Annotated in this window: 15 protein-coding genes; 7 read left to right on the forward strand and 8 right to left on the reverse strand. The window is 63.9% G+C overall.

Annotated elements, in window-relative coordinates; translation table 11 throughout:
* Window positions 1-11: 11 nt before the first annotated feature.
* From EN932_RS16560 to EN932_RS16575, 4 genes are read right to left on the reverse strand one after another with little or no spacing between them, the layout of a single operon-like run.
* On the reverse strand, window positions 12-467 hold the full coding sequence (locus EN932_RS16560) for a hypothetical protein (RefSeq protein ID WP_245460971.1): 456 nt from the start codon (window positions 465-467) through the stop codon (window positions 12-14).
* Window positions 464-1,246, reverse strand: a complete 783-nt coding sequence (locus EN932_RS16565) for an AAA family ATPase (RefSeq protein ID WP_013532201.1) — start codon at window positions 1,244-1,246, stop codon at window positions 464-466. Before EN932_RS16565 ends, EN932_RS16560 begins: the two co-directional genes overlap by 4 nt.
* Window positions 1,246-1,668: a VOC family protein gene (locus tag EN932_RS16570; RefSeq protein ID WP_027162400.1), complete on the reverse strand. Its 423-nt coding sequence runs from the start codon at window positions 1,666-1,668 to the stop codon at window positions 1,246-1,248. The genes EN932_RS16565 and EN932_RS16570 overlap by 1 nt, the downstream gene beginning before the upstream one ends.
* A gap of 10 nt (window positions 1,669-1,678) precedes the next feature.
* On the reverse strand, window positions 1,679-2,500 hold the full coding sequence (locus EN932_RS16575) for an enoyl-CoA hydratase (RefSeq protein WP_127369052.1): 822 nt from the start codon (window positions 2,498-2,500) through the stop codon (window positions 1,679-1,681).
* A gap of 154 nt (window positions 2,501-2,654) precedes the next feature.
* Between EN932_RS16575 and EN932_RS16580 the strand changes: the two genes are divergently transcribed.
* The 3 genes from EN932_RS16580 (at window position 2,655) to rpsI (ending at window position 4,283) form a co-directional block, all read left to right on the forward strand.
* On the forward strand, window positions 2,655-3,119 hold the full coding sequence (locus tag EN932_RS16580) for a PaaI family thioesterase (RefSeq protein ID WP_127369051.1): 465 nt from the start codon (window positions 2,655-2,657) through the stop codon (window positions 3,117-3,119).
* Between the two features lie 215 nt (window positions 3,120-3,334).
* The gene (gene rplM / locus EN932_RS16585) at window positions 3,335-3,799 is read left to right on the forward strand and encodes a 50S ribosomal protein L13 (RefSeq protein ID WP_013532205.1); all 465 of its coding nucleotides are present in this window, start codon (window positions 3,335-3,337) and stop codon (window positions 3,797-3,799) included.
* A 1-nt stretch (window position 3,800) separates the two neighbouring features.
* Window positions 3,801-4,283, forward strand: a complete 483-nt coding sequence (gene rpsI / locus EN932_RS16590; RefSeq protein ID WP_023810272.1) for a 30S ribosomal protein S9 — start codon at window positions 3,801-3,803, stop codon at window positions 4,281-4,283.
* A 191-nt stretch (window positions 4,284-4,474) separates the two neighbouring features.
* Here rpsI and EN932_RS16595 read toward each other — a convergent pair whose 3' ends face one another.
* A complete protein-coding gene (locus tag EN932_RS16595) occupies window positions 4,475-5,374 on the reverse strand; it encodes a LysR family transcriptional regulator (protein WP_127366943.1) in 900 nt (299 codons plus the stop codon).
* Between the two features lie 91 nt (window positions 5,375-5,465).
* Here EN932_RS16595 and EN932_RS16600 point away from each other — a divergent pair, with 91 nt between their 5' ends.
* On the forward strand, window positions 5,466-6,353 hold the full coding sequence (locus tag EN932_RS16600; RefSeq protein ID WP_127369050.1) for an aldo/keto reductase family oxidoreductase: 888 nt from the start codon (window positions 5,466-5,468) through the stop codon (window positions 6,351-6,353).
* A 51-nt stretch (window positions 6,354-6,404) separates the two neighbouring features.
* On the opposite strand, the gene EN932_RS16605 is transcribed toward EN932_RS16600, so the two are convergent.
* Together EN932_RS16605 and EN932_RS16610 are read right to left on the reverse strand one after the other, a co-directional pair.
* Window positions 6,405-7,463, reverse strand: a complete 1,059-nt coding sequence (locus EN932_RS16605; protein ID WP_013532209.1) for a glycerophosphodiester phosphodiesterase family protein — start codon at window positions 7,461-7,463, stop codon at window positions 6,405-6,407.
* A gap of 96 nt (window positions 7,464-7,559) precedes the next feature.
* Window positions 7,560-8,768 carry an acyltransferase gene (locus EN932_RS16610; protein ID WP_024504663.1) on the reverse strand — a complete coding sequence of 403 codons (1,209 nt, stop codon included), beginning with the start codon at window positions 8,766-8,768 and terminating at the stop codon, window positions 7,560-7,562.
* Between the two features lie 123 nt (window positions 8,769-8,891).
* Between EN932_RS16610 and speB the strand changes: the two genes are divergently transcribed.
* The 3 genes from speB to EN932_RS16625 are packed head-to-tail and all read left to right on the forward strand — an operon-like array spanning window position 8,892 to window position 11,695.
* A complete protein-coding gene (gene speB / locus EN932_RS16615; RefSeq protein WP_127369127.1) occupies window positions 8,892-9,905 on the forward strand; it encodes an agmatinase in 1,014 nt (337 codons plus the stop codon).
* A 24-nt stretch (window positions 9,906-9,929) separates the two neighbouring features.
* On the forward strand, window positions 9,930-10,856 hold the full coding sequence (gene argC, locus EN932_RS16620; RefSeq protein WP_013532212.1) for an N-acetyl-gamma-glutamyl-phosphate reductase: 927 nt from the start codon (window positions 9,930-9,932) through the stop codon (window positions 10,854-10,856).
* Complete coding sequence (locus EN932_RS16625; protein ID WP_198327658.1) at window positions 10,853-11,695, forward strand: aminoglycoside phosphotransferase family protein; 843 nt, start codon at window positions 10,853-10,855, stop codon at window positions 11,693-11,695. Before argC ends, EN932_RS16625 begins: the two co-directional genes overlap by 4 nt.
* A 25-nt stretch (window positions 11,696-11,720) precedes the next feature.
* Here EN932_RS16625 and EN932_RS16630 read toward each other — a convergent pair.
* A partial coding sequence (locus EN932_RS16630) for a COX15/CtaA family protein (protein WP_164890505.1) occupies window positions 11,721-12,288 on the reverse strand: 568 nt, incomplete at its 5' end.

The raw sequence follows: 12,288 nt of genomic DNA on the forward strand, positions 1-12,288 counted from the left end.
GTCGCCGACGATCAGCCCGTCATCTCGCGAAAGATGCGGCGCTCGGCGTCGTCAAAGGCTCCCATGCGGAACCGCGCCGCGAGCCAGTCCTCGCCCGGCACCTTCAAAACGGTGACCTGCTCATCGCGAAATTCAGCCAGGTCGCCGATCCCGGCATGGAGATGGATCGTGCCGCCTTCCGGCTGGTAGCCGCGATGGTCGAGAGCGGCTTCGAGCTCGCCGGCGATGCCTGGAACCCGAAACAAGGGCGTCTGGCCGTGGCCGATGTAGAAGGACTCGGCGGCGTCGATGACTGCATCAGGCGCGCCACGCTCGCCGCGCAAGGGATTGGCCGAATTGGTACGCCGGATCCGTCCGCCCGATCGCCGCAGAAGCCAGCCATCAACCAACGTCTCGGTCGCCGCCGGCCAGCCTTCGCGGCACGCCTGCTCGACGCGCCAGTTGAGGTCATCATCGCCGGCGCTCACGCGTCATCCTCCCGCAGCGCTTCCTCCATAAAGGCCTGCGGATCGGTGCAGAAGTCGCGCATCATGCGAAAATGATCGGTATCGCTGAAATCCGTGGGATCGAGCCCGAACCGGCTGATGCGGAACAGCCGCGCGCCAGGACAAGCCATCAGCAGCGGCGAATGCGTCGCCATGATCACTTGCGCGGTGCCCGACTGGTCCATGCGCCGCAGCATCTTGAGCAGCTCGATCTGTCGCGTCGGCGACAGTGCGCTTTCGGGTTCGTCGAGGATGTAGATGCCTTGCCTGCGGCAGCGCTCCTCGAAAAAACGGATAAAGCCCTCGCCATGCGACCAGGACAGGAAGTCCGGCGGCGGGGGCCTGAAAGGGTCTTCCAGTGCCGCCTGATCGAGATATCGGGCCACGGAGTAGAAGGATTCGGCACGAAAGAACCAGCCGGCAGTGACTTTCGGCAGCCAGTGGCCACGGAACGTGTTTGCCAGCGCAGCACCGCTCTTGTCGATGGCGCTGGAATGGTCGACCGGCCTATATCCCTTGCCGCCACCGGCTTCGTCATAGCCGGCCAGCGCACCGATCGCCTCGAGCAGCGTCGATTTGCCGGTGCCGTTCTCGCCGACGATGATGGTGATCGGCGTGGTGAATTCGAGTTCGAAGTCGTGGCCGCGAAACAGCGGCAGGTTCCATGGATATTTTTCCCAATCCTCGACCCGCACGGCATCGAGCAGGATGCGCTTCAGATAGGGAGCCTTGAGCCGCGTCAGCTGCTTGCGATGGGCCATCAGCCAGGTAGCGAAATCGTGCCGTCTTCGGCGATCGGAAAGGCCGGATTGTGCGCCACTTCCCAGACATGCCCGTCGGCGTCGGCGAAGTAGCCGTACCAGCCGCCCCAGAAGGCGCGGCCGGCCGGCTTGACGATGCGGCCGCCGGCTTTTTCCGCCCTGGCGAGCACGTCGTCGACTTCGGCGTCGGAGCGGGTGTTGTAGGCGAGGTAGACCGCCGATGGCGCCGCGGCGAAGGCGATGCCGGAATCCTCTTCTGCGCTGGCACGTGGGAACAGACCAAGAATGACGCCGCCCATCTGGAAGAAGGCGACACCGTCGGTGATACCGGCATGCCGCTTCAAGCCCATAGCCTCGTAGAAGCGCACCGCGCGGTCCAGATCATCGGTGGCGATGGTAATGATAGAGATTCGCGGCTCCATGGTGCTGCTCCTATTCGTCCGTCCATTCCGGCTTGCGCTTGCCGATGAAGGCGCCGATGCCTTCCTCGGCGTCGCGCGCGAGCATGTTTTCGACCATGATCCGGCCGGTATAGGTGTAAGCATCCGCCAGCCCCATTTCGGCCTGCGCGTAAAACGCCTCCTTGCCCGTCTTGACCACCAAAGATGATTTGGAAGCAATGGTTTGCGCGTATTTGGTGACGATCTGATTCAGGTATTCGCGCGGCACGATGCGGTTGACCAGGCCGAATTCCTTGGCGGTTGCCGCATCGATGGTCTCGCCGGTCAACAGCATCTCCATCGCATGCTTGCGCGAGACGTTGCGCGACAGCGCCACCATCGGCGTCGAGCAGAACAGGCCGATGTTGACACCCGGCGTACAGAAGGTCGCCTCATGCGAAGCGATCGCCAGGTCGCAGCTGGCGACCAGTTGCAGCCCGGCGGCGGTGGCCAGGCCGTCAACCTCGGCGATGACAGGCACTGGATGACGCACGATCGCCTGCATCAGCGTCGCACAAGCGGCAAACGTCTCTGCGAAAAAGGCCTTGCCATGATCGGCGTCAGTGCGGCGCGCGGTCATTTCCTTGAGATCGTGGCCGGCGCAGAACACCTTGCCGGCAGCCGACAAGACGATGACGCGAACGGCCTTGTCGGCCCTGGCGCGCTCGAGTTCGGCCGTCAGCGCCGCCATCACCGCCAGCGACAGCGCGTTGGCAGGCGGATTGGCGAGTGTGAGGCGCAGCACGCCCTTGTCCAGTTGTGCAACCACCGGACCCTCAACGGCGGCAGGCTTGATGGCAAGGATTTCGGCCATGGATAAGGTTCTCCGCGATTCCGCTGGGGCTGCCAGACTATTTAATACCGGATCAGGTTTCGTCCAACACCGATCGCTTGCGCCAGGGGACGAAGGTTGTCAGAAATGCCGCGCTGCGCTCATACAGGCCTGGCGCAAAGCGAGAGACTAAGACATGCCCGCTCAGACCAACCTCAAGCCCGTGCTGACCGCGCAACAAGTCAATGCGCTGATGGAAACCGTCTATCCGCAGCTCAATGAGCAGTTCAAATATTTCGAGGCGATCGACGTGTTCCCGGGCGGCTGCACCGTGCGGCTCAACGCCGGCGAACGGCATTTGCGTCCCGGCGGCACGGTGTCCGGCCCCTCGCTGTTCACGCTGGCCGACATTGGCGGCTACGTCTGCGTGCTCAGCCATGCCGGGCCGGATGCGCTTTCGGTCACCGTCAACCTCGACATCAATTTCGTGCGCAAGGCCGAGGCAGGACCGATCGACGGCCATTGCCGCATCCTGAAGCTGGGAAAGAGCCTGATGGTGTTCGACATCGACATCGTTGCCGGCCCAGACGGAGACACGGTGGCGCATGCCACCGGCACCTATTCGATCCCGCCGAAGCGGAATGGTGATGTGGTAAAATAATACCTTTTGTTCAAGTTATTGTTTTTGCTACATTTTACCTGATATCTACCTTTTCGTTCGCCTTGACGCGGTCACCACCCTCGCCTATAAGCCTCCACGAAGCAGCGGCCCGCAAAGGCCGCCGTTTTGTTATTGGCGGCGGGCAAGCGCCTTTCGCCAATCCAAGCAACAAGAAACGCCTTCTCTTATGAAGGTCAAAACCGAGAGCAGAAAACATGACAACCTTTTCGCAGAAGCCTGCGGATGTGGTGAAGAAGTGGATCCTGATCGACGCCGAAGGTCTCGTCGTCGGTCGTCTGGCCACTGTCATCGCCAATCATCTCCGCGGCAAGCACAAGCCGACCTTCACCCCGCACGTCGACGACGGCGACAACGTCATCGTCATCAATGCCGACAAGGTGGTGTTCACCGGCAAGAAATTCACCGACAAGGTCTATTACTGGCACACCGGCCACCCAGGCGGCATCAAGGAGCGCACCGCGCGCCAGCTGCTCGAGGGTCGTTTCCCCGAGCGTGTCGTCGAGAAGGCCGTTGAGCGCATGGTCCCGCGTGGCCCGCTCGGCCGTCGCCAGATGAAGAACCTGCGCGTCTATGCAGGCGCCGAGCATCCGCATGTCGCCCAGCAGCCCGTCGTGCTCGACGTGGCCAAGCTGAACGCCAAGAACAAGAAGGTCGCATAAGATGGCTGAGCTTTCCTCGCTCGCAGAACTGGGCGCCGCCACCGGCAACACCAATACCCAGCCGGCGGCCCCCGTCCACGTCCAGAAGCTCGACAAGTCGGGCCGCGCCTATGCCACCGGCAAGCGCAAGAACGCCATTGCGCGCGTCTGGGTGAAGCCGGGTTCCGGCAAGATCATCGTCAACGACAAGGAATTCGCGACCTATTTCGCGCGTCCGGTCCTGCAGATGATCCTCAACCAGCCGATCATCGCCTCCAACCGCGCCGGCCAGTACGACATCGTCGCGACAGTCGTCGGCGGCGGTCTCTCCGGCCAGGCTGGCGCCGTGCGTCACGGCATCTCCAAGGCGCTGACCTACTACGAGCCGACGCTGCGCGCCGTGCTCAAGAAGGGCGGCTTCCTGACCCGCGACAGCCGCGTCGTCGAGCGCAAGAAGTACGGCAAGGCCAAGGCCCGTCGTAGCTTCCAGTTTTCCAAGCGCTAAGCACTTCGCAGCTTCAGACAATCGAAAAGGCCGCCTCCGGGCGGCCTTTTTGTTTGCGGCTCGGCAGTCACCCCACCCACGCCTACGGCGCGACCTTCCCATCGAGGGGAGCTAGAAGAGCGCGGCGCCCTACCTCCCCAATGGGGAGGTCGGCGCGAAGCGCCGGGTGGGGTGATGGCGCCGGAAACAGGTCAGGCCTTGCCGCCCTTGATATAGTCGATGAACGCCCGCAGCGGGGCCGGAACCAGGCGCCGGCCGGGATAATAGAGAAACGGTCCGGGAAAACTCTGCCACCACGGTTCGAGCACGGGCTCAAGAGCGCCGCTGTCGAAGTAAGGGCGCAGCCAGCCCTCGAAGAGGCCGATGATGCCGGTGCCGGCAATAGCGGCGTCGACGGCAAGATCCGTCGCCCCGCCGATCCGCACGATCAAGGGGCCTGTCGGATCGACCCGCACCACCTCGCCGTCTCGCTCGAATTCCCACGGCAGCATCGCACCGCTGGCAAAGCGCCCACGCACGCAGGAGTGGCCAAGCAGGTCGCTCGGGTGTTGCGGGCGCCCATGGCGAGCAAGATAGGCAGGGCTGGCGGCGGTGGCGAAACGCTGCACGCGCGGCCCGATCGGCACCGCGATCATGTCCTGTTCCAGCCGCTCGTCATAGCGGATGCCGGCGTCACAGCCGGCCGCCAGCACGTCGACGAAGTTCTCGTCGGCGATCACCTCCAGCCGGATACCAGGATAGGCGGCGAGGAAACCAGGGACGATGTCGGGCAATATCAGCCGCGCAGCACTGACCGGCACGTTGAGACGCAACGAGCCCGCCGGCCTGTCGCGAAAACCGTTCACCACGTCCAGCGCCGCCTCCACCTCCGACAGCGCCGGGCCGAGCCGCTCCAGAAGGCTGAGGCCCGCCTCGGTTGGGACAACGCTGCGCGTCGTGCGGTTGAACAGCCTGACACCGAGCTGCACTTCCAGGCGACGCACCGCCTCACTCAGGCCGGAGGCGCTGCCGCCGCTCGCACGCGCGCCGTCGCGAAAGCCGCCGGCGCGCGCCACCGCCACGAAAGCATTCAGATCGCTGAGGTCCATCATTGTTCGCCATTCCGCACGGCCTGTGTGGATTGTACCGGATTATCACGAGGTTGGGCAGCGCCTATCTCTGCCTCCTCATAGGAGATCAATCATGTCCAACATCCAACAATCCGGCACCTTCGCCCCCGCCACCTTCAAGCTTGGCAGCCGCACCGTGAAGCGGCTCGGCTACGGTGCCATGCAACTCGCGGGACCCGGCGTGTTCGGGCCGCCCAAGGATCATGACGCGGCATTGGCCGTGCTGCGCGAGGCGATTGCGCAAGGCGTCGACCATATCGACACCAGCGACTTCTACGGTCCGCACGTCACCAACCGGCTGATCCGCGAGGCGCTGGCGCCCTACCCCCAAGATCTCGTCATCGTCACCAAGATCGGTGCCCGGCGCGGCGCGGATGGATCGTGGCTGCCGGCCTTTTCCGCGGAAGAGCTCACCCAGGCGGTACACGACAATCTCAGCAATCTCGGGCTCGAGGTGCTCGATGTCGTCAACCTACGCATCATGTTCGATACCCATGGCCCCGCCGAGGGATCGATCGAAGCGCCGCTCACCGTGCTGGCCGAGCTCCAACAACAGGGTCTGGTCAGGCACATCGGGCTGAGCAACGTGACGCCGGCGCAGATCGCGCAAGGACGGGGGATCGCCGAGATCGTCTGCGTGCAGAACCAGTACAATCTGGCGCATCGCGGCGACGATGCCCTGATCGACGATCTTGCCCGCGATGGCATCGCCTATGTGCCGTTCTTCCCGCTCGGCGGCTTCAACCCGCTGCAATCCTCCACCCTGTCGGAAATCGCGGCGCGCCTCGGCGCCACGCCAATGCAGGTCGCGCTCGCCTGGCTGCTGCGCCGCGCGCCCAACATCCTGCTGATCCCCGGCACATCGTCGGTCGGGCATCTCGGGGAGAACCTCGCTGCGGCTGAACTGGAATTGCCACAGGATGCGCTTAGCGAACTGGACGGCGTGGCGCTAGCGGCTTGAAGCTAACCAATCTCCCCCCTCGTGAGGGAGATTGGCAGCGTCAGCCGCCGCTTAATTGATGCTCGCCGTATTCGCCGGCTCAACCGGCCGCGCCTCGTCGGCATAAGGCACGCGAAAACCATTCGCGGCCAGCCAGTCGATTGCCGCCTTCGGCTCGTCGGTCTGGATGATGGTGGCGCCGCGATCGGCCCAGAAACCCCAGCTTTCGCGCGGCAGGCTGGCCTGCACCGCCAGTTCGTCGCCGCGGCCGCCGGCGAGGAAGCCGCCCGGTTTGTTGGCGATGGCGTAGGTGTCGGCCCAGATGTGCCAGTTGCCCCTGACTGCGGCCGCGCGCATGCGCGTGCTGAACAGCGGCCCGCCCGTCTCGGTCAGCGTCTCGGCGCCTGCCCGCCAGTTGATCAACTCGATCGCGCGCGGCGAGAAGGCGCGGTCGACCGTCCCGGCGAAACCGGCGTCATGCACCGCGTCATCGGCGATGATCGGCATGAACTGGAAGCCGCCGCCAATGGTCTCCATGGCGGCCTTGACCGTGGAAATCCGTTGTGAATTCCACAGGTTCTCCTTGACGATGACCTGTTCGGCCATGCCGAGACCGCGAGCGACCGCAATCATGCCCGGGAGGGCGCCGACGTCGAGCTTGTTGTCGAGGTTGATGAGGATGCGGTTTCTGGTCGCCATCAGCATCTCGTGCAGCGTCGAGACTGTTTCACTTGTCGCCGCACCGGTGCCCTCGACCACCAGCCGGCATGTCTTCAGTTCGGCCAGCGTGTACATGACCACCTCGCCCTTGCAGGTCGTGGTGCGGTCGAGCCAGCTGTCATGCATGACGACGAACTCGCCGTCCTTCGAGCGCCTGATGTCGACCTCGACGATTTCGGCGCCCATGGCGATCGAGCCCTCCACGGCGGCAATCGAATTTTCCGCGTAGAGCGTCTTGCCGGCCTGCATGCTGCCGGCGCGATGCGCAGCCACCATGACGTGATCGCGCCATTGGTTGGCATGCTCGAAGCGGTCGAGGATCTGTCTGGCGCGGGTCTCGCCGGCCAAGGCCTGGCCAGAGGCGGCTGCCACGGCCGTGTAAAGCAGAAAACTCAGCCAGATGGTCCGCATCGAGAATCGCTCCTTGCCGGATCGACACCCGGATAGGCGACGCCCGTGACATCTGGGTGAACGAAGCCGGCTAGCGGAATACTCGCAGCAGGTGCGTCAGATGCGTTTCGAGAGCCTGCGGAACCACGCCATGGCCGGCATCTCGACAAAACGCCAGGTGATCCAGGAGGCGGCAATGGTAGCGGCGAGCATGACGACGATCGCCACCGCCCCCGTCCAGCCGGCACCGAAGCCGGTGGCAGGCTGGCCGCGCAGCATGAAGTCGCCGATCAGGCCAAGGCCGAGCTTGCGCTCGACGAGCCCCGCGACGTTGATCAGGCGCGCCTGGACGAAGATGTGGACCATGTAGATCGAATAGGACAGCGCGCCGAGCGTCAGCATGAACGGGGCTCTGAGCAAGGCGCTGATCCAGCCACCCTCATGGGCGAACAGAAACAGCGCCAGCGCGAACACCAGGGGTGCCGCGATGCCGAAGTCATTGTCGCCCGCCAGCGAAACGAAAAGCACGATGACGGCCACCATGACGATTTCGGCAAGGGTCCAGTCCATCCGCGGGCCGCCCCTGGCGAGAGCCTGTCGCGCCCCTGCGATGGAATCATGCTGAAACCAGGCCAGCAAGGCGCCGAGCGAGAAGCCGTACAGGCAACGGATGAAGCCGAAATCGAAGGACACATCCATATGATGGGTCGAGAAGCCGAGCAGGAACAGCGGCGCGGTGACGGCGGCCGCGACGAACCATATCCAGGCGCGCGCGCCGGCGACGAAGACCACGCCGGCAAACAGGAGATAGGCGAAGAACTCGGCCGAAATGCTCCAGCTCGGCGCATTCCAGGTCAATTGATCCTCGAAGCCGACACCCTGCAGCAGAAGGAGATTGGCAAGCAGGCTGTTGAGGTCGAAGCCGCCGGTGAAGGGGGCAGCCCCCGTGCCGTGCAATTGCGGCAGCATCAGCCGCAGCAGCTCGAAACCGGCGAAGGCGGCAAGCATGAGCAGATGCAGCGGGTAGATGCGGCCGAAACGGACCAGGGCGAAACGCGCGACCTGTCCCGGCTGGTTGAGCCGATCGCCGTAGCTGCTGGCGATGACGAAGCCGGAAAGGACGAAGAAGAAATCGACGAACAGGTAGGACGAACCGATGAAGGCGCTTTGCGAAATCGTCGAACCGGTAGGAAAGTGAAACAGCGCCACCAGAAGCGCGCAGATGCCGCGCCACGAATCGAGGACCAGGAAGCGTTCGCCGGCGACCGTGCCGGTGTGGGTCGACGCCGCGGCACGGGTGGGGTTGAGAAACGCGGTCTGGGTCATGATGATACAATCCTGTCTTGCCGTGGCACTCGGGCAGCGCCATTCCGTCTCGCCAAGCTATGACTGGCATCTTCCGTGCCGGTTCTGTAGTTGTTGCAACCCGATGAAAAACGAGGATCCGTAATGGCGAACCACACCATCGACAACGCCTTCACCGCCCGTTCCAAAACGGGCGCCGCGTTCGAGCCGACCTATTCCGGCGCGCTGTCGTTCATGCGGCGCAAATACACCAAGGACGTGAAGGGCGCGGATGCGGTGGTGTGGGGTATTCCCTTCGATGCCGCCGTCACCAACCGGCCTGGCGCCCGCTTCGGGCCGCAGGCGATCCGCCGTGCCTCGGCGATCCTCGACAACGACCCGCAGTATCCCTTTTCACGCGATCTGTTCGAGCATCTGGCGGTCGTCGACTATGGCGATTGCCTGCTCGATTCGGGCAACCATCAGAAGACGCCCGGCACGATCGAGCGCGAAGCGGCGAAGATCCTCAAATCAGGCGCCTTCCTGTTGACGCTCGGCGGCGATCATTTCGTCACCTGGCCACTACTCAAGGCGCATGCCGCCATCCATGGTCCGCTCGCTTTGGTGCAGTTCGACGCCCACCAGGACACCTGGCCGGACGACGGCAAGCGCATCGACCACGGCTCCTTCGTCGGTCGCGCCGTCAAGGAAGGCATCATCGATCCCGACCGGTCGATCCAGATCGGCATCCGCACCCATGCGCCCGACACGTTCGGCATCAAGATCCTCCATGGCCATGAAATCGAGGAGATGCGGGCGTCCGACATTGCCTACGCCATTGTCGACCGCACCGGCGGCAAAAAGACCTATCTCACCTTCGACATCGACTGCCTCGATCCGGCCTATGCGCCCGGCACAGGCACGCCGGTTGCCGGCGGGCCGTCCTCGGCCAAGATCCTGTCGACGCTGCGCCAGCTCAACCAGATCGATATTGTCGGCGCCGATGTCGTAGAGGTTGCGCCGGCCTATGATCACGCCGATATAACGGCAATCGCCGGCTCGATGGTGGCCATGCAGTATCTCGGTCTGCTTGCTGAACGGAAAGCCCGGCTTGAAGAGCTGAACAACGGCAATCACAATGGTGCCGCAGTGATTCAAGGCCAGGGCATACAGTATTGAAAACTCAGGGAATTTGAACAACCCATGAAACCGAAAATCTTCATCGACGGCGAACACGGCACCACCGGCCTGCAGATCAGGGCGCTGCTTGCCGAGCGCGGTGATCTGGAGATCATTTCCATCCCCACCGAGCGTCGCAAGGAAACGGCGGCACGTGCCGAGTTCCTCAATGCCGCCGATGTCGCTATCCTGTGCCTGCCCGACGACGCGGCGAAGGAAAGCGTCTCGCTGATCGCCAACGACACCACCAGGGTCATCGATGCGTCGACCGCGCATCGCGTGGCGGAGGGCTGGGCGTATGGTTTCGCCGAGATGGACAAGGACCAGGCAAAGGCGATTGCCTCGGCAAAGCGCGTCGCCAACCCAGGCTGCTGGCCGCAGGGACCGATCGCGACGCTGCGGCCGCTGGTCACAGCAGGCCTGCTGCCGGCGGATTTTCCGATCACCGTCAACGGCATTTCGGGCTATTCGGGCGGCGGACGGCCGATGATCGAGGACTACGTCGCCAAGGGCGAGGACGCCTCGGAATTCCTGCCTTACGGCCTCACCCTGCAGCACAAGCACGTGCCGGAATTGAGGGCCTATGCAAGGCTGTCGCATGATCCGATCATGCAGCCGGCGGTCGGCAATTTCGCGCAAGGCATGATCACCGTGGTGCCATTGCAACTCGGCGGCCTCGACCATGTGCCGACCGGTGCGGAGCTGCATGCGGCGATTGCCGACCATTTCGCCGCCATCAAGGGCGGTGTGGTCGAGGTGGCGCCCTATGCGCATTCGGAGCGCATGCCGGAGATCGATCCGGAGATCTACAACGGCACCAACCGGATGAAGGTCTATGTCTTCGCCAACGACAAACGGGCGCAGGCCCTGCTGCTGGCGGTCTACGACAATCTCGGCAAGGGCGCCTCGGGTGCCGCCGTCCAGAACATGGATCTGATGCTCGGCCTCTGATGGACACGCCAGCCTTTCCGGCGCGCTGGAAAGTCAGCGCGCCCGAACTCATTGCCGAGACCTTTTCGAGCCGCATCTGGAAGGTTTTGCGCGAAGACGGATCGCCGGCGATCGTCAAGGCGCTGAAGCCTTTCGATGACGTCGCCGACGAGTTGCGCGGAGAGCACTATCTCGCCTGGCGGCGCGGCGAAGGCGCGGTGCGTCTGCTCGGCCGCGACGGCCACAGCATGCTGCTCGAATATGCCGGTGAAACCCTGCTGCAGCAGGTTCTCGACGAACAGGGCGACTTTGCCGCGACCGCAATCGCGGCGGAGCTGATGGCAAAACTGTTTTCACGGGGGAAAGCCCCCTACCCGCCCGAGCTTCAGCCGCTCCGGGAACGCTTCGCCAGCCTGTTCGACAAGGCGAATACCGATCGCGACGCCGGCCTTGACAGCCTCTATGTCGAGGCAGCCGTCATCGCCGAGCGGCTGCTGGCCGATCCGCACGACATCAGGCCCCTGCATGGCGATCTGCATCACGAAAACATCCTGCACGGGCCGCGCGGCTGGCTGGCGATCGATCCGAAGGGCGTGCTCGGCGATCCCGGCTTCGACGCGGCGAACATGTTCTACAACCCGCTCGACCGGGACGATCTCTGCCTCGATCCGAAGCGGATCGCTGATATGGCCGAGATCTTTGCCAGAACACTGAGCCAGACACCGACCGCTATCCTCGATCATGCCATTGCCTATGGATGCCTGTCGGCGTCCTGGCATCACGAGGACGACAATGCGGTCGAGGAGAATCGCGAAATGTCGATCGTCAAGGCGATCCGGGCGGTGCGGGCAAGCTTCTGATCCGACCCAGTAGATCGGCTCGGGATCAGCCCCTGAGCGCTATTCCCGTCGGCAAGGGATAGGCGCCCTTGGTGCCGCGCCAATGGGCTGCTGCAAAGCCCAGCACGATCAGCGCAAATCCCTGATGGGTCAGCGCCATATGCAACGGCACATGCATGAGCAGCGTGCCGACGCCGATCGAGGCCTGCACCAGCACCAGTAGAAACAGCAGCGTCGCGCGGCGCGCATGCGTCGAGCCTGGCAGCCGCCGGCGCGTGGCGATCATGTGCCACAAGGCCACGACGAATACCGTGTAAGCGCCAAGCCGATGGACGAACTGCACCGTCTTCGGGCTCTCGAAGAAGTTGCGCCATGCCGGCTCGAGGATCAGCAGATCGCCGGGAATGATCTTGCCGTCCATCAGCGGCCAGGTGTTGTAGCTCAGGCCCGCATCGAGCCCGGCGACCAGGCCGCCGAGATAGATCTGGATCAGCGCCAGCAGCACGATGAAGCCGGCCAGCCTCTGCGTCGACCTATCGGCGGCAGGCTCGGAATGCGGCGCCAACCCGCGCGCGACCACCATGGTGGCGGTGAAGATCAGTGCGGCAAGGGTC

Source organism: Mesorhizobium sp. M7A.F.Ca.US.002.01.1.1, from assembly GCF_004022955.1.
Taxonomy (GTDB): domain Bacteria; phylum Pseudomonadota; class Alphaproteobacteria; order Rhizobiales; family Rhizobiaceae; genus Mesorhizobium; species Mesorhizobium ciceri.